This window comes from Delftia sp. GW456-R20, from assembly GCF_001622915.1.
GTDB classification, from domain to species: Bacteria; Pseudomonadota; Gammaproteobacteria; order Burkholderiales; family Burkholderiaceae_C; genus Comamonas; species Comamonas acidovorans.
This window is the reverse complement of record NZ_LWCN01000003.1, coordinates 744,227-758,793: the sequence shown is the minus strand read 5'-3', so window position 1 is coordinate 758,793 and position 14,567 is coordinate 744,227. Positions and strand designations below refer to the sequence as shown.

21 protein-coding genes are annotated in these 14,567 nt (G+C 65.1%); 19 read left to right on the top strand and 2 right to left on the bottom strand.

Going from position 1 to position 14,567, the window contains the following annotated elements; all coding sequences use genetic code 11:
- Window positions 1-51: 51 nt before the first annotated feature.
- Window positions 52-663 carry a VWA domain-containing protein gene (locus A4F85_RS04755; RefSeq protein ID WP_063325815.1) on the bottom strand — a complete coding sequence of 204 codons (612 nt, stop codon included), beginning with the start codon at window positions 661-663 and terminating at the stop codon, window positions 52-54.
- A gap of 590 nt (window positions 664-1,253) precedes the next feature.
- Between A4F85_RS04755 and A4F85_RS30285 the strand changes: the two genes are divergently transcribed.
- From A4F85_RS30285 to A4F85_RS04690, 13 genes are all read left to right on the top strand, one after another.
- Complete coding sequence (locus A4F85_RS30285) at window positions 1,254-1,691, top strand: hypothetical protein (protein WP_156516939.1); 438 nt, start codon at window positions 1,254-1,256, stop codon at window positions 1,689-1,691.
- Between the two features lie 403 nt (window positions 1,692-2,094).
- The gene (locus A4F85_RS04745) at window positions 2,095-2,355 is read left to right on the top strand and encodes a hypothetical protein (RefSeq protein ID WP_063325813.1); all 261 of its coding nucleotides are present in this window, start codon (window positions 2,095-2,097) and stop codon (window positions 2,353-2,355) included.
- The gene (locus A4F85_RS04740) at window positions 2,352-3,161 is read left to right on the top strand and encodes a hypothetical protein (RefSeq protein ID WP_063325812.1); all 810 of its coding nucleotides are present in this window, start codon (window positions 2,352-2,354) and stop codon (window positions 3,159-3,161) included. The genes A4F85_RS04745 and A4F85_RS04740 overlap by 4 nt, the downstream gene beginning before the upstream one ends.
- Complete coding sequence (locus A4F85_RS04735; protein ID WP_231890443.1) at window positions 3,158-3,742, top strand: hypothetical protein; 585 nt, start codon at window positions 3,158-3,160, stop codon at window positions 3,740-3,742. Before A4F85_RS04740 ends, A4F85_RS04735 begins: the two co-directional genes overlap by 4 nt.
- Window positions 3,729-4,259, top strand: a complete 531-nt coding sequence (locus A4F85_RS04730; protein ID WP_063325811.1) for a hypothetical protein — start codon at window positions 3,729-3,731, stop codon at window positions 4,257-4,259. The genes A4F85_RS04735 and A4F85_RS04730 overlap by 14 nt, the downstream gene beginning before the upstream one ends.
- 16 nt (window positions 4,260-4,275) lie before the next feature.
- A complete protein-coding gene (locus tag A4F85_RS04725) occupies window positions 4,276-4,986 on the top strand; it encodes a phage antirepressor KilAC domain-containing protein (RefSeq protein ID WP_063325810.1) in 711 nt (236 codons plus the stop codon).
- The gene (locus A4F85_RS04720) at window positions 4,980-5,291 is read left to right on the top strand and encodes a hypothetical protein (RefSeq protein ID WP_063325809.1); all 312 of its coding nucleotides are present in this window, start codon (window positions 4,980-4,982) and stop codon (window positions 5,289-5,291) included. Before A4F85_RS04725 ends, A4F85_RS04720 begins: the two co-directional genes overlap by 7 nt.
- Window positions 5,285-5,716: a RusA family crossover junction endodeoxyribonuclease gene (locus A4F85_RS04715; protein ID WP_063325808.1), complete on the top strand. Its 432-nt coding sequence runs from the start codon at window positions 5,285-5,287 to the stop codon at window positions 5,714-5,716. The genes A4F85_RS04720 and A4F85_RS04715 overlap by 7 nt, the downstream gene beginning before the upstream one ends.
- Window positions 5,701-5,925 (top strand): hypothetical protein, encoded by a 225-nt coding sequence (locus A4F85_RS04710; RefSeq protein WP_156516938.1) that lies wholly within the window; start codon window positions 5,701-5,703, stop codon window positions 5,923-5,925. Before A4F85_RS04715 ends, A4F85_RS04710 begins: the two co-directional genes overlap by 16 nt.
- Complete coding sequence (locus tag A4F85_RS04705; protein WP_063325806.1) at window positions 5,922-6,260, top strand: hypothetical protein; 339 nt, start codon at window positions 5,922-5,924, stop codon at window positions 6,258-6,260. The genes A4F85_RS04710 and A4F85_RS04705 overlap by 4 nt, the downstream gene beginning before the upstream one ends.
- Complete coding sequence (locus A4F85_RS04700; protein ID WP_063325805.1) at window positions 6,257-6,496, top strand: hypothetical protein; 240 nt, start codon at window positions 6,257-6,259, stop codon at window positions 6,494-6,496. Before A4F85_RS04705 ends, A4F85_RS04700 begins: the two co-directional genes overlap by 4 nt.
- Window positions 6,490-7,038 (top strand): hypothetical protein, encoded by a 549-nt coding sequence (locus A4F85_RS04695; RefSeq protein ID WP_063325804.1) that lies wholly within the window; start codon window positions 6,490-6,492, stop codon window positions 7,036-7,038. The genes A4F85_RS04700 and A4F85_RS04695 overlap by 7 nt, the downstream gene beginning before the upstream one ends.
- A complete protein-coding gene (locus A4F85_RS04690) occupies window positions 7,028-7,534 on the top strand; it encodes a hypothetical protein (protein ID WP_063325803.1) in 507 nt (168 codons plus the stop codon). Before A4F85_RS04695 ends, A4F85_RS04690 begins: the two co-directional genes overlap by 11 nt.
- Window positions 7,535-7,537: 3 nt before the next feature.
- Here A4F85_RS04690 and A4F85_RS04685 read toward each other — a convergent pair whose 3' ends face one another.
- Complete coding sequence (locus A4F85_RS04685; RefSeq protein WP_156516937.1) at window positions 7,538-7,735, bottom strand: hypothetical protein; 198 nt, start codon at window positions 7,733-7,735, stop codon at window positions 7,538-7,540.
- A 123-nt stretch (window positions 7,736-7,858) separates the two neighbouring features.
- On the opposite strand from A4F85_RS04685, the gene A4F85_RS04680 reads away from it, so the two are divergent.
- The 6 genes from A4F85_RS04680 to A4F85_RS04655 all read left to right on the top strand — a co-directional run bounded on the left by A4F85_RS04680 (window position 7,859) and on the right by A4F85_RS04655 (window position 14,566).
- Window positions 7,859-8,227, top strand: a complete 369-nt coding sequence (locus A4F85_RS04680; RefSeq protein WP_197485445.1) for a hypothetical protein — start codon at window positions 7,859-7,861, stop codon at window positions 8,225-8,227.
- Window positions 8,224-8,727, top strand: coding sequence for a hypothetical protein (locus tag A4F85_RS04675; protein WP_063325800.1), 504 nt, complete (start codon window positions 8,224-8,226; stop codon window positions 8,725-8,727). The genes A4F85_RS04680 and A4F85_RS04675 overlap by 4 nt, the downstream gene beginning before the upstream one ends.
- Window positions 8,728-8,738: 11 nt before the next feature.
- Window positions 8,739-9,410, top strand: coding sequence for a hypothetical protein (locus tag A4F85_RS04670; RefSeq protein WP_063325799.1), 672 nt, complete (start codon window positions 8,739-8,741; stop codon window positions 9,408-9,410).
- 93 nt (window positions 9,411-9,503) lie between these two features.
- Entirely contained in the window at window positions 9,504-10,469 is a 966-nt protein-coding gene (locus A4F85_RS04665) for a terminase small subunit (protein ID WP_063325798.1), read from the top strand.
- Window positions 10,459-12,216, top strand: coding sequence for a terminase (locus A4F85_RS04660; protein WP_331710717.1), 1,758 nt, complete (start codon window positions 10,459-10,461; stop codon window positions 12,214-12,216). Before A4F85_RS04665 ends, A4F85_RS04660 begins: the two co-directional genes overlap by 11 nt.
- Before the next feature lie 10 nt (window positions 12,217-12,226).
- Window positions 12,227-14,566 carry a portal protein gene (locus A4F85_RS04655; RefSeq protein WP_063325797.1) on the top strand — a complete coding sequence of 780 codons (2,340 nt, stop codon included), beginning with the start codon at window positions 12,227-12,229 and terminating at the stop codon, window positions 14,564-14,566.
- Window position 14,567: the final 1 nt, after the last annotated feature.

Genomic DNA, 14,567 nt, shown 5'->3' with positions numbered 1-14,567 from the left:
AGCGGCGAACATGCCGACGCAGAACGTCAGCAGAATGAGATCGACCATCGGTCAGCCGTCGATGGCGGCCAGCACCAGGTCAGCGGTGCTGGCAAAGGCTTCGGCTTCGGCCACGGTCTTGGCATCCACGATGTCGAACTTGGCACCCTTGAGGTTGTCGTCCAGTTCGCGCAGGTAGTCGGTAGCCGCGCGGTCGTGGCCCACCTGCACGAACAGGATGGTCAGCTCATCGTCGTTCTGCAGCTTGTTGGACGCATCCACGATCACCTTGGCGGCGGCGGCCTTGTCATCGGGCACGCCATCGGTGAAGACGATCACGAAGTCCTTCTTGTCCGACTTGCCGGCCAGCTTGAGCGCGGCCGTCAGGGCCTCCGCCAGCGGGGTGGAGCTGCGGGGCGAGCGCGCCGCGAACACTTCGGTCAGCTTGCTCGCATCCACGCCATCGAACGAATCGACGGCCTGGCCGTTGAACACCACGAGGCCGATGCCATCGCTGTCCAGCTTGGCCAGGTCACGGGTGAACTGCTCTGCGGTTTCCTGCACGGCCTGCCAGCGAGTGCGGCCCTTCACGTCATCGGTGGTCATGGAGCCGCTGGCATCCACGACGACGATGAAATCGAATTCGGACAGCTTTGCCAGTTGGGCGGCGAGAAGTGTTGACATGTGGTTTCCTTGAAAGCGGGGAGAGGGCGCCCCGAATCGCCATAAAAAAACGCAGCGCCCTGGTGACAAGACGCTGCGGTTTTTCCCCGGCTGGGCCGGGTGGGGAGGCTGGGCCTCCAAAGATGGATCTGGGCTTTTCTGTTCTTGGCATCCCAGTGCATGCCTCACCCCCGTATTCAGCCCCAGGGTTGGACTTCGCGGGGCGGTCCTGGCTTCCTGGCCCCATTGGCCGCGGTCCCCAGGCAATTCCCAGATCCTCAAGCACTTACCCGGCCTGCGAGGGCTGGTGGCTTGTCTCAGTAGTAGTGCGCCGACGACCTCTTGTTGCCCGCTGCCGCCTGCGGAGGTGCTTTGTTTACCCAGCCTGCCAAGCTGCAAGAGCAGGAGCGCTGAGTTCGATCACCTGGCGCCCATCGCGGCGTGTTGTTGCTACGATGGGTGAACTATAATCCAAATTTGGACTGATAAATAAAAAGTGTTCTAAATTTGGACTTTTGGCGAGGCCGGCGATTCTGCAAAATGTGGAATACTGTACGTAATTACAGTTAGTACAAACCGCAGGCGTAGGCGCGAACCTACAAGAGGCAACAGTGAAGCAATCAGAACTGGCGATGGAGACTGAGGGGATTGATATCCAGGCGGGCGTCATGCTTGTGACGTGGCGCGGCGTTTTGCTGGATTGCCGCCGCGTTCGCCGCGCAAGTGAAGGCATGCAGGGGCACGTCTTCACTTGCGTACTGGACGCTCGAGTGGGGCTGGAAGTTGACCGGGTGGCCTGGGATCGGCTGGTGAACCACGCTGTGATGCCGCTTGGGCTGGTGGTGTCAGCGGTGCAACTGGAGAAGGCGCGAGAAATTGCCGCTCGACTCGCGCAGGTCGGTGGCGTTTTGGGTGTTTTTACAGATGTGAAGTGTGCTGTTACTTGGGCGCGCCGCCAGTCGATTGTGTTTGCTGGAGGGGCGGGTTCGAGAACTCAAGAAATTGGACGCACATTGCGTAGAACTTCGCTTTTGCAACTGGATCGCTGATGCGGTCGAGGGTTAGGGCCAGCTCTCGGCCTTGGGCACTGATGCTCTGTGCTTGATCGTCTGGATCAAATGCTGGATCGAGCAGCTTCCAGGGATCAACGCCAAAGACTCGCGCAATGCGCTCCACCTTATCCAGCCCGATGGACGTGACCCCATCGTCGTGCTGCAGACGAATGGCCGTGCCATGACCCAGGCCTGCTTCGCGTGCTAGGCGGCTGACATTGGGCTTGCCCCACTGGGCCAACATGAGCTTCTCAATGGAGGCCCACAGGTTACTTTTCAGTGTGAGGGGGGTTGTCGGTTGTTCCATATTTGGATATTAGACCGAAATTTTCCGCTATGCACGCGGTCCAAATTTGAACATTTAGCAAGGCGATAGTCCAAATTTAGATAGACTTGGGGCATGGAACTTACTTTGCCCAGCATGAAGGACGTGCGAGCACGTCTGATGGCCTTGTCTAAGGCTCAAGTCGAGGCGTTGCAGAAGCTCTCAGGTGTACCTGTGTCGACGATCAACAAGATCCGATACGGCCTGACAGCCAACCCCGGATATGTCACCGTCAATGACTTGTGCGCCAAGCTGGCTACCGCAGAGCAGGAGCCCAAGATGGCGACGCGCAAGCGCCGCAAGCGTCCATCGGATGCTGACCGGGGGGCGGAATGAGCCTGTTCTATGCCCTGTCAACGGTGGGCCGTCCTGTCGCCTACTACCCGCGTATCGCGCGCTTTCTCGGAAGCGTCAATGCGGCCATCCTGTTCGCGCAGCTGCACTACTGGCACGACCGCGGCGCCGATAGCGAACTTGGCACCTACAAAACCTCCGCCGAGCTGGCGGAGGAAACCGGCTTGTCCTACCGCGAGCAGGCCACGGCGCGCGCGGTCCTGAAGGCCGCTGGCTTCCTGGTCGAGACGAATCGCCGCCTGGAGCACAAGGTCTATTTCCGCCTGGTTCCCGAGGCCATAGACGCAGCGTTTGAAGCATGGACGAAAGCGCAATCCGCGAACGACGAAAACGCATTTCGGGAGGTGCGGGAAGCGCAATCCGGTAATTGCGCCAAACGCAGTCCGGGGAGAGCGAAATCGTCGTCCGACGAACTGCGGAAAGCGCAATCCGGTAATAGAACAGAGACTACACACAAGACTACTACAGAGAATAAGCGCAGCAGCGGGCCCACGATCCCCGGTGTACCCGAGGAACTGGTGAACGAATGGAAGGACGTGCGCAAGGCGCGTCGTGCCGGCCCGATCAGCCAGACCGTGATCGACGCGATCCATCGCGAAGCCGGCAAGGCTGGCATCACAGCTGAGGACGCCATCCGCTACGCCGTTGAGCGCGGCTGGCAGGGCTTCAATGCCGGCTGGTATCAGAAGGACCACGGGCAGCCTGCCGGGCGTGCGCCGGGCCAGCAGCCGCCACCCGCCAAATACGCAGGCGCCGCCGCCGCGATCTACGACGGGATGGAACTGTGAAAAACCTCGCACACATCGCGGCGCACAGCGTCCACGAAGCGCAGACGCGCGGCCCACGCGAGGCATCGGCCACCGTCCGCAAGCTGTTTGTGGTGCTGCACGGCGCCTACGGCAATCAGTTCCTGGCCAAGTTTCACACAGGCCAGCTCGTCGAAGACGGCCCGAACAAGGGCAAGGACAAGGGGCCGCTGGCCGCCATGCTGGTCTGGGACGCCGACCTGTCGCGCTTCCCGGGTGACGTGGTGGAAACGGCAGCCAAGCGCGCCATGGCCGAGAGCCCGCAGTTCTCGCCTTCGCTGCCCGAGCTGGTGAAGCTGTGCGAGGCAATTTTGCCGCGCAAGACGCACGCCGAGCTGAATGGCTATGCGCTGTTACCCGCTCCGAAGCTGGCGCGTGTGGAGGCCCGCATTACTCCCGTGGGGGACGGCAAGGACTGGGCGCGCGTCATCAAGGCCCGTGCCGAGGCCGGCGACCAGACCGTGACCTTTGGCGTGCTACGCCACGCGCTGCAGGCGCTGGGCGCCGAGGCCACCAAGAAGCCAGACCAGGACCAGGAGGGGGAGAACGATGCGAACGATTGAGGAAATCAAAGGCCGCTGCGTCATCACCGAGGACGGGCACTGGCTCTGGCGCGGATCGGTGCGCCCCGATGGCCGCCCCAACATCTACGCGCCGGACCACACGCGCCAGAACGGCGGCATGACCACCCAGGCCGGCCCGCGTGCCATCTGGCACATCACGACTGGCAAGGCCATCCCGACCACGCACCGCGCCTACGTGGTGTGCCCGCACCCTACGTGCTGCAACCCGGAGTGCATCCGCTGCACGACCGAGCGCCTGCGCGGCCAGTTCGCCCGCCGCATCGGCCGCCACAAGGGCACCCCCAAGCACATCGCCGCCAACCGTGCCATCAACGTCAAGCGGGCGAAGCTCACCGCCGAGCAGGTGCTGTACGTGCAGAGCAGCCCGAAGACCGGCGTTGCGCTGGCCGCCGAGCTGGGCGTGAGCATGACCACGGTGAGCAAGTGCCGCCGCGGCCAGAACGTGGTGACGGCCCCGGGCGGCGCGCCCAACGTGTTCGCCGGCCTGATGCGTTGAACTAGGGAGAAACGACATGCAATTGCAGACCGCACAAACCCAGACCATGAGCAGCCGCGAGATTGCGGAGCTGACCGGCAAGCGCCACGACCATGTGCTGCGCGACATCGAGCACATGCTGCAGGAGCTGGGCCTGACATCGCCCCAGTTTTGGGGAGAACTTCCCGACAGCTACCAGCGCCTGCAGCGCGTGGCCCATCTGCCCAAGGAGCTGACCATCACCCTCGTGTCCGGGTACAGCGTGCAGATGCGCCATGCGATCGTGGTCCGCTGGCAGCAACTGGAGGCCGGGCCGAAGCCGGCCGAGCTGTCGCGCCTGGACATCCTGCAGCTGGCCATGGAATCCGAGCAAGCCCGCATCAAGGCCGAGGCCCAGCTGGCGCTGGCCGCGCCGAAGGTGGACTTCGTGGACAAGTATGTGCAGGCCACCACGGGCAGCAAGGGCTTCCGGCAGGTGTGCAAGCTCCTGGGCGCCAAGGAGCCCGAATTCCGCCAGTTCCTGAAGGACACGGGCGTGATGTATTTCCTGGGCGGCGAGTGGGTGCCCCATGCCCAACACATCCAGGCCGGCCGCTTCGAGACAAAGGCGGGGGTGGCCGAGCACGGCGACACCAGCCACGCCTACAACCAGTCCAAGTTCACGCCCAAGGGCGTGAGCTGGATCGCGGGCGAGTGGGCGAAGCACCGGCTGGCGCTGGCCACCACGAAGGAGGGCGCCGCATGCTGAGCTTTGAAGAATTCGCAGCTGGCGCAAAGCAGGTTGACCACATTACCGGCTGCACTCTCGGGAGGGACGGCAACTGGGTGCGGTTCGTCGTCGAGGCGTACCTGTCAAACGCCGATGGAAGCGTTGTTGAGCGGGGTAGATCCGCATTGGCACTGACGGCCGAGCAATACGAGTTTTCCACGCCAGGACCCTGGATGCTCCAAACATTCGACCAGGCTATTGCAGAGAAGTGGAAGGGCTACACACGCTACGCCACGCCAAAGGAAATCGCGGCACACAAAAGTGCCAGGGAGGTTGCATGCTGACCTTCGAAATCCCCGGCGACCCCGTGGCCAAGGCCCGGCCCCGCGCCACCATGGTACAGGGCCGCGCGCGCCTCTACACCCCCGCCAAGACCGAGAACTACGAGGCCCGCGTGGCGCTCTTCGCCCAGCAGGCCATGGCAGGGCGCTCGTTGATCGACGGCCCGGTGTCCCTGTCCGTGACGGCGCTTTTCCCGATCCCGCCCAGCTGGTCGAAGAAGCGGCAGGCGGCCGCCCGCGCCGGCACCGAGCAGCACACGAAGAAGCCCGACCTGGACAACGTGCTCAAGGCCATCAAGGACGGCCTGAACGGCGTGGCCTGGAAGGACGACAGCCAGGTCTGCTGGCTGCGCGACTGCCGCAAGGGCTACAGCGACACGCCGCGTGTGGTGGTGACCGTGGAGGAAATCGCATGCGTGACGCCATGAGCACCGACCGCTTTGTGTTCCCGCTGGCCGTGGGCTGCCGCATCTTCTGGGCCGAGGACTACGACAACGGCATGCGGCTGCTGGAGCTGGACTGCGTGGCCGATGACTTCGGCAATCTCGTCGGCGTGCCGCACGACAGTGCCGCGACGGTGGCCAGGGACGCGCAGGGCTGGTCCTACCGCACAGCGGAAACCGGGGCAGCAGCATGAGCGAGTACGTGCCCAACGACCCCCAGGCCGCCGTGGATTACATGCTGCAGACGGCGCCGCGCTTCGCCAAGGCCAAGGCCCAGCGCCTGTACCTGGAGGAATTTCGCAAAACCAAGAAGGCCCTGCTGATGCGCGCCTCGGACGGCAAGGCGGTGGCCGACCGCGAAGCCTACGCCTACTCGCACCCCGAGTACATCGAACTGCTGGACGGCCTGCGCATCGCTATCGAGGCCGAGGAAACCTTCCGCTTCAAGCTGAAGGCGGCCGAGCTGCACGTAGAGATCTGGCGCTCCAAGGAGGCCAGCAACCGCGCCGAGGGGAGGGCGACCCAATGACCAAGTTCAAGACGCGCGTGCTGGAACTGTTTTGGCTGCCCGCGTGGGTTCGCGCCTGCTGGCGCCATTGCACGGGCCGCTTTTTCATCTTCCGCGACGCGAGCAACGAATTCCTGCGCTGGCTCTGGTGGGTCAACGTGCAGCCAGGAGCCGTCAGCGCCGACGTGCAAGCCTTGCTGGATCAGGCGATGGACGAGATTGCCGCGCGCCGCCGCATGGGAACTTGGCCATGCTGACCGGCCGCACACCCATGAAGCGCACAGGCTTCAGGCGCGCGGCGGCGGCCGGCGCCGGCAGCGACTTCCACACCCAGCGCGAGCAGCGGCTGGCCGACCGCGCCGCCCGCGCCATCGCCTGCGCCAGCCCGAGCCCGGACAACGTGGAAATGGTGGCGGCCAACGACATGGACTACATGCGCGCCGCGCCCTTGGAGAAGGAAAACCCGCTGCGCAGCGAGCCCTACCGGCGCTTGGTGGCCGCGCTGCCCTGCGCGCACTGCCGCATCGAGGGCTACAGCCAGCACGCGCACGAAAACGAGGGGAAGGGCGCCCGCATGAAGGTGGACGACCGGCGCGGAATGCCCCTGTGCTGCACGCGCCCAGACATCGAGGGCTGCCATGTGGCTTTCGACCAGTACCGGCTGCTGCCGGGCGGCCGGGACGCCCACCATGCCCAGGGAAGCGCCTGGGCCGCGCAGACCCGTGCACAGATCAAGGAATCGGGCCAGTGGCCCAAAAAGCTGCCCGAGTGGCGAGAAGGAGGGAGTGATGCAATCTGAGCCCAAGAGCGGCAAGCCCATCACCAGCACAGACCGCATCTATGACGCGGTGCGCGAGCTGCGCAGCCTGGAGCAGATCGCTACGCGCGAGACGGTGGCCGAGCTGACGGGGTTGAAGATGGCCGTGGTGGACGACCGCCTGCGCACCCTGGTGGATGACGGCAAGCTCAAGCGCCTGCTGCGCGGGGTCTACGAGCTGGTGGAGGTCTACCCGGCAACTCGCGTCATCAGCAAGACGGTGCTGCCCACGGGCTACGTGAAGTATGACATCGGGGACTTCGTGCTGACGCTCACGCCCGTGGAGGATCGTGTGCTGGCGCAGCTGGGCATGGGCGCGGCCGGGCAAGCAATCCTCATCAACAGCGCGAACCAGCACCTGTACCTCGCCACCGAACTGGCCGCGAAGGTCGAGAAGTTGGAGCGCGAGCTGAAAGCGCACAGGGCCGCGAACAAAGGTGGCGACAGCCCGCAGACGGATTGGATTGCAGCGTCCTAGGCGTCAGGCCTTCTCGCCAGGCTCTGCGGCCCGGATTGCATCCAGCTGGCCGCGCAGCCACTGCGAAGCGTTGGGCATGGCCTCCCAGGTTTCGTATTGCTCAGGGGTGACGCGGGCGCGGATGGTCTTCTGTCCAGTGTCGGACAGCGGCTTGCGCCCAGCGCCGGGCGCCCTCTTTCGGGGTGTGATGGGTTGTTCCATGCGCGGCATTGTATTTGAAATGTGGCTACAAAATAACCCTTCACGCCAGTCTGGCATCTGTTGCTCTGTTTATTCTGTAGCTACAAAATAGAGCCATCAGCAACGCACCAGATGGAACCTGACATGACCCCAATCACCATGACCCCTGAGCAAGTGCAGACCGCCATTTCCGGCCACGACCTCAAGACATTCGCCGGCTGGACTGCCGCCGCCATCGCCCTGCTGCAAGACAAGCCCGAGCGCACGGCCCTCAAGGATTCCGATGGCGTCGGCTTCATGGTGCTGATCGACGGCCACCTGATCGCCGTGCCTGCCAACGATGACGGCAGCCTGACCTTCGCCATGTTCGACGGCTTCCCGGACGGCTCCTGCGACCCGGACGCCAGCGCATGGGACGACCAGCGCGGCTGCTGGGACTGCAGCACGCCACAGGCCGACTGGCTGACGCTGACCGCGCCCGTCTTCTGCACCCTGACCTACGCCGCCGAATGACCGCCGCCACCACCAACACCCAGGAGTCCACCATGACCGCCATGCAGCTGCTCGCCAGCATCAAGAACCAAGCCGGCCGCGCCGTGTACGACGAGCGCGACGACAGCGCCCACTTCAAGCAATTCCACTGGGTCAAGGACGTGGCCATCCGCCAGCGCGTCCTGATCGAGCGCGCCATCGTGCGGCGTGCGGTGCGCGACATCCTGGCCGCAGCTGACGGCGCCTACTGCGTCAGCGTGTTCGATGGCGAGGAATGGCCTGTCAAGAGCTGCCGCGAGCTGGACGCGATCATGGCCGACATCGGCCAGTGCGACGAGGAAATGGTGGTGGTGCGCCACCTGCCCGTGGACGGCAAGATCGGGGACAAGCTGGGCAGCATGTCCCTGGTCTACGGCAACGGCGGCTGGGACGTGATCTGCGACCACACCGACAGCCCTGCCATCCATGAGCTGCTGGCCGGCGCCTCCAAGCTGGCCGACGAGCTGGGCAACCTGCTGTGAAGGCCGCGACCATGAGCACGACCCACACACCCGGCCGCATCCTGTTCCGCGAGGGCGGCGAGGCCAACCAGCACACCATGCTGACCGATGGCGGCCGCTGGTGGCTGGCGCTGCTGGCCAATGGCGAAATGACCACGGAGCGCCAGCGCGCGAACTTCCGCCGCTTGGCCGCGTGCTGGAACGCCTGCGAGGGCATCAGCACCGAGGCCCTGGAGACGGGCCCCACCATGTTGGAGGCCCATCAGCGCGAGCAGGACCGCGCCGACATGGCACAGCGCGAGCTGGAGGATCTGCAGGTCCACCGCAAGGCCCTGGCTGCCCGGATGGAATGCCAATCTGTCGTGATTCCTGCATGCGCCGAGCACGGTGGCACCCTGTCCCTGTCCCTGACCTTGCCATGGCGCTGCATCCACTGTGGCGGCCCGCGCGGCGCGCCTGTCTGGGCCACCAGCTGGGACGGGAGCCAACAGCTGGCGGTGCATACCTGGGCCAACCCCTGCGGCCACACCGAGCTGTACAGCGAAGTGCGCAGTTGGGCTGCCGCGAACCTGAAGGGGGTCGCGCCACCACTCCGCGCCATCACCCGCTGCCCTGACAACGGCTGCAGCGCCGAGGCGGACCCGCAGCCCGGCGCACCGTACCAGACCAAGTGTTCCAAGTGCGGCGACACCGTGCCGTTCTGACCGGCCCACAACTCAACACACCGCCCTCGGGCGGTTTTTTTGTGCCCAGCATAGGGTTAGGCCAATGCATCACGCGCCGGAACACTGGCGCGCATGCCCAAAGACCCAGCAGGCATGAAGCCTGCGCCCCGAAAGAAGCCGACGCGCAAGCCCGCTACCCCTGCCAAGAAGGTGGCCGGCTCTGCCGCACCCGCCCGCAAGCAGCGAGCCCAGGCACCGGCCAAGAAGCGCGCCACAGTCCAAAAGCAGAGCACCGAGGAAGCGGCACAGCTGGGCCTGACTGCGAAACAGCAGCGGTTTGTGGATGAGTACCTGATTGACCTAAACGCCACGCAGGCCGCTGTCCGCGCCGGATATAGCCCTGACACCGCGAGGCAGATGGGCGCTGAGAACCTGTCAAAACCGTACATCCAGCTGGCGCTGGCCGAAGCCAGGAAGGCACAGCAGGCACGCACGCAGATCAGCGCTGATGCCGTGCTGCTGCAGGCCTGGATGATCGCCACCGCTGATGCCCGCGAGCTGACCGAGGTTCGTGTGGGCTGCTGCCGCCACTGCTGGGGCGAGGGCTTCAAGTACCAGCGCACCGTGGCCGAGTTCAACAAGGACCGCGAGCGCTTCATGCTGGACCAGCGCATGGGCCGGCTGCCCAAGGAGGATGAATTCGACGAGCGCGGCGGCATCGGCTACGACCCCCTGAAGGCGCCACACCCTGCGTGCGCTGAATGCCGTGGTGATGGCTTCGCCCGTGACGTGGTGAAGGACACGCGCTACCTGAGCCCGGCCGCCGCGCAGCTGTTCGCTGGCGTGAAGCGCACCAAAGACGGCATGCAGGTGCTCATGCACAGCAAGGAGGCCTTTGCCGAGAAGCTGTGGAAGCACCTAGGCCTGTACCAGAAGGACAACGAGCAGAAGGTGGACCCGCTCACTGCGCTGCTGCACCGCATCGCTGGCGGCAACTCCAATGGCTTCGCCCCTGTGCAGCACGACCCCGAGGCGCCATCTGCTGACGCCGGCCCCAACTCGATAGGCCCGCGCGCCCAGGTGAGTGATGACGATTAAGCACCCTCAGCGCGCTCGCACCATTGACCGCCGTCCGCGCGCCGCAATGTCCGAGCCCGGCAGCCTGGACGACGATGATGCCGTCATCCTCCATGTGGACCAGCGCCGCGACCTGGATGAGCAGCTGGGCGAGGCCTGGGACAAGGCCACCAAGCGCCCCCAGGGCGACATCCTGGTCGAGCCCCCGCCGCAGATGCCTGCCAACGAGGAAGAACTGGCACGGTGCTTGGCTGACCCCGAATGGCGCCTGTTCTCGGGCGCCCTGTACCAGATCATCGTCAAGGGCGACGGCGAGGACGACGAGAGCTTTGTGCAGCCCTTCCGGCCCAACCGGGCGCAGCGCCGCTTCATCAAGCGCCTGTGGCACCGTAACCTGATCTTGAAGGCGCGGCAGCTGGGCTTCACCACGCTGATCGCAATCCTCTGGCTCGACCATGCCCTGTTCAACGCCAACCAGCGCTGCGGCATGATCGCGCAGGACCGAGAGACGGCTGAGGCGATCTTTCGGGACAAGGTGGTGTTCGCATACGACCACCTGCCCGACGAAATCCGCGAGCGCTTCCCCCTGGCGCGGGCCAGCACGAAGGAACTGCTGTTCGCGCACAACAACAGCAGCATGCGCGTGGCGACGTCCGTGCGTGGCGGCACCATCCACCGCCTGCATGTGTCCGAGTTCGGGAAGATCTGCGCCAAGTTCCCGCAGAAGGCCGAGGAAGTGGTCACAGGCTCGTTCCAGGCCGTGCCGCTGTCCGGGATCATCGTGGTGGAGAGCACGGCCGAGGGCACGGACGGCGAGTTCTACAAGATGTGCCAGCGCGCCCAGGCCCTGGTGACGGGCAAGGCCGTGCTGACCCGGGCGCAGTACCGCTTTCACTTCTATGCATGGTGGCAAGACCCGAGCTACACCATGGACCCGGCCGGCGTGGCCGTCAGCAACGAGCTGATCGACTACTTCAATGAGATCGAGCTGTTGATGGACTGCACCATCGACGGCGGCCAGCGCGCTTGGTACGCGGAGAAGCAGCGCAACGACTTCGCCGGGGCCGAGGAGCGCATGTGGCGCGAGTACCCCAGCACGCCGGCCGAGGCCTTCCAGCAGTCGGTGGCGGGCAACTACTACGCCAAGGAACTGATGGCCCTGCGCAAGCGCGGCGGCATCAAGGATGTGCCCACGCTCGACCTCCCCGTCTACACGTTCTGGGACATCGGCAACGCCGACGGCACGGCGATCTGGTTCATGCAGATGCTGGGCCAGGAAGATCGCTTCATCGGCTACTACGAGGGCCACGGCGAAGACTTGCGCCACTACGCAGTGGAGCTGCAGCGGCGCGGCTTCCTCTACGGCGCCCACTTCCTGCCGCACGACGCCAACCACAAGCGGCAGGGCGACTACAACCGCTCCGTCAAGGACCAGCTCCAGCAGCTGCTGCCTGGACACACCTTTTTCATCGTGCCCCAGGTCAGCCAGCTGATCACCGGCATCTATGCCACGCGCAAGCACCTGAAAGCCGCGTGGTTCGACCTGGACGGCACCAAGGAAGGCATCGAGCGCCTGACCCACTACCGCAAGAAGTGGAGCACGGCCGACGCGCGCTACAGGGACGAGACACCCGACAAGAGCAACGGCTGCAGCGAGGGCGCGGACGCCTATCGCCAGTACGCCCAGGCCAAGGAACTGGGGATGCTGACCAGCCTTGTCACCGCATCCCGTGGCTACACCGAGGCGCCCGTGCCCATCTGCTTTTGAGGACATCACCATGCTTGACGACAACACCTACATCGACCCGGTTGATACCCCTGATGGCGCCCTGACCGTGGACGAGTACCGCGAGATTCACGAGGAAATCGATCACCAGCCACGCGAGTGGCGCCCCATCGCTGACAAGGAGATGGACTACGCCGAGGGCAACCAGCTCAAGACCGAGCTGATCGAGGCACAGCGCCAGCAGGGCATCCCCGTGTCCAAGGAGAACCTGATCGGCGCGGCCCTGGAGGGCATCCGGGGCTACGAGGAAGCCACCCGCACAGACTGGCGCGTCACGGCCAACGGGCAGCCGGGCGGCCAGGACGTGGCCGACGCCATCAGCTTCAAGCTGAACGAGGCAGAGCGCCAAAGCAAGGCGGACGACGCGTGCGGCAAGGCCTTCTACCCGCAGATCGGCGTGGGCCTGGGCTTTGTGGAGGTCAGCAAGGCCGACGACCCGTTTGCCTATCCCTACCAGTGCCTGCCTATCAGCCGCAACGAAATCCACTGGGACTGGGCCAGTGAGCGCGACGACATGACGGACGCTCGATGGCTGCGCCGCCAGCGTTGGATGCACGCCAGTCGCTTGGCCCGCGTGTTCCCCCAGCACACGGAACTCATCCGCATGTTCGGCAAGGCCGGTACTGGCTGGTGGACCCTGTATAGCGGAGAGGATTTCGGCGGACAGAGCACGGGCCTCAATCGCGCCTTCGACGTGGCCCGTGAATGGACCATCCATGAGGACCGCTGGCACAACCCCTACAACAAGGAGGTGTGCGCCACCGAGATGTGGTACCGCCGCTGGGTGGATGTTGTGGTGCTCAAGAGCCCAGACGGCCGCGTGGTGGAGTACGACGACAGGAACCCCGCCCATGTCCATGCGGTGGCCAACGACCTGGTTCAGTACCGCCGCGCCGTGGTGGCCCGCGTGCGTCGCAGCTACTGGCTGGGCCCGCACCGCCTGTTCGACGGCCCTACGCCTTATTCGCACCGCTACTTTCCCTATGCCCCGTTCTGGGGCTTCCGCGAGGAAAGCACTCGCGCACCCTTCGGCTACATCCGCAACATGCTGGACCAGCAGGACACGCTCAATGCCGGCAATGCCCGCCTGCGCTGGGGTATGAGCGCCTACCGCGTGACCCGCACCAAGGGCGCAGTGGCAATGACCGACGACCAATTTCGCCGCACGGTAGGCCGCTTGGATGCTGACATCGTGCTCGACGCGGCGGCCATGGCCCAGGAGGGCGCAGTGTTCAAGGTGGATCGCGACTTCCAGATGAACGCCCAGCAGCTGGACATGCTCGCAAACGCCCGGCAGGCCATCGAGCGCGTCAACCCGGCAGCTGCGGGCGCTTTCAGCGGCCGGCGCGGCACAGCCACCAGCGGCGTGCAGGAGAGGACACAGGTGGAGCAGGCCAATCAGTCGCTCGCCCACATGATGGGGAACTTCAAGCGCGGTCGCACCATGGTGGGCGAGATGCTGATGGCCATGATCGTGCAGGACATGGGCAAGACCGAGACCACCGTGGTGATCGAGGGCGACGCGATCCGCCCCGAGCGCACAATCGTCATCAATCACCCCGAGGAAGACGAGGCAGGCTACCCCTACCTGTCCAACGACCTGCAGCGCACGCGCCTGATGGTGGGGCTGGAGGACGTGCCGAGCAGCCCGACCTATCGCGGCCAGCAGCTCAACATGATGTCCGAGGTGGCCAAGTCCATGCCGCCGCAGTTCCAGGCCGTGGTGATGCCGCTCATGGCTTCGCTGATGGACGTGCCATTCAAGCGCGAGCTGGTGGAGGCGCTGCAGCAGGCCGGCGCCCAGGAGACGCCCGAGCAGGTGGAGAAGCGCATCCAGGAAGCCGTGGCCCAGGCGCTGAAGGATGCGGGCAACGAGCTGAAGGCGCGCGAGCTGGACATGAAGGAGCGGCTGACCGAGGCGCAGGTCAAGCAGCTGATGGCTCAGGCAGTGCAGACCGGCGTGCAGGCCGCATTCAGCGCCATGCAGGGCGCGGCCCAGATCGCCCAGATGCCCATGGTTGCGCCCATCGCCGACGCGATCATGCAGGGGCAGGGCTACCAGAAACCCAACCCGGGCGGCGATGACCCGAATTTCCCCACGCCCACGCAGACGGCGGCCATGAACATCAAAGACCCGTACATCCAGGGCCAGGGCGCCGTGGGCGCGGCGGTTGATCCCGAGGCCGAGGCGCTGGCTCAGGCCGAGGCAGAAGCGGCGGCACCCGTGCGGACCAATACCAGCCCGAACTTTCCACCCGTGGCCCGGCAGCCCGAAACCGGCCAGGACGGCATCGAGACTGCAACCACCTCCGACAACCTTCAAGGAGCATGAG

Excerpts from the sequence above, each read along its gene's own strand:
- A4F85_RS04755 (WP_063325815.1), bottom strand. The coding sequence starts at position 663 with ATGTCAACACTTCTCGCCGCCCAACTGGCAAAGCTGTCCGAATTCGAT.
- A4F85_RS04745 (WP_063325813.1), top strand. The coding sequence starts at position 2,095 with ATGGAACTTACTTTGCCCAGCATGAAGGACGTGCGAGCACGTCTGATG.
- A4F85_RS04740 (WP_063325812.1), top strand. The coding sequence starts at position 2,352 with ATGAGCCTGTTCTATGCCCTGTCAACGGTGGGCCGTCCTGTCGCCTAC.
- A4F85_RS04730 (WP_063325811.1), top strand. The coding sequence starts at position 3,729 with ATGCGAACGATTGAGGAAATCAAAGGCCGCTGCGTCATCACCGAGGAC.
- A4F85_RS04725 (WP_063325810.1), top strand. The coding sequence starts at position 4,276 with ATGCAATTGCAGACCGCACAAACCCAGACCATGAGCAGCCGCGAGATT.
- A4F85_RS04720 (WP_063325809.1), top strand. The coding sequence starts at position 4,980 with ATGCTGAGCTTTGAAGAATTCGCAGCTGGCGCAAAGCAGGTTGACCAC.
- A4F85_RS04715 (WP_063325808.1), top strand. The coding sequence starts at position 5,285 with ATGCTGACCTTCGAAATCCCCGGCGACCCCGTGGCCAAGGCCCGGCCC.
- A4F85_RS04710 (WP_156516938.1), top strand. The coding sequence starts at position 5,701 with ATGCGTGACGCCATGAGCACCGACCGCTTTGTGTTCCCGCTGGCCGTG.
- A4F85_RS04705 (WP_063325806.1), top strand. The coding sequence starts at position 5,922 with ATGAGCGAGTACGTGCCCAACGACCCCCAGGCCGCCGTGGATTACATG.
- A4F85_RS04700 (WP_063325805.1), top strand. The coding sequence starts at position 6,257 with ATGACCAAGTTCAAGACGCGCGTGCTGGAACTGTTTTGGCTGCCCGCG.
- A4F85_RS04695 (WP_063325804.1), top strand. The coding sequence starts at position 6,490 with ATGCTGACCGGCCGCACACCCATGAAGCGCACAGGCTTCAGGCGCGCG.
- A4F85_RS04690 (WP_063325803.1), top strand. The coding sequence starts at position 7,028 with ATGCAATCTGAGCCCAAGAGCGGCAAGCCCATCACCAGCACAGACCGC.
- A4F85_RS04685 (WP_156516937.1), bottom strand. The coding sequence starts at position 7,735 with ATGGAACAACCCATCACACCCCGAAAGAGGGCGCCCGGCGCTGGGCGC.
- A4F85_RS04680 (WP_197485445.1), top strand. The coding sequence starts at position 7,859 with ATGACCCCAATCACCATGACCCCTGAGCAAGTGCAGACCGCCATTTCC.
- A4F85_RS04675 (WP_063325800.1), top strand. The coding sequence starts at position 8,224 with ATGACCGCCGCCACCACCAACACCCAGGAGTCCACCATGACCGCCATG.
- A4F85_RS04670 (WP_063325799.1), top strand. The coding sequence starts at position 8,739 with ATGAGCACGACCCACACACCCGGCCGCATCCTGTTCCGCGAGGGCGGC.
- A4F85_RS04665 (WP_063325798.1), top strand. The coding sequence starts at position 9,504 with ATGCCCAAAGACCCAGCAGGCATGAAGCCTGCGCCCCGAAAGAAGCCG.
- A4F85_RS04660 (WP_331710717.1), top strand. The coding sequence starts at position 10,459 with ATGACGATTAAGCACCCTCAGCGCGCTCGCACCATTGACCGCCGTCCG.
- A4F85_RS04655 (WP_063325797.1), top strand. The coding sequence starts at position 12,227 with ATGCTTGACGACAACACCTACATCGACCCGGTTGATACCCCTGATGGC.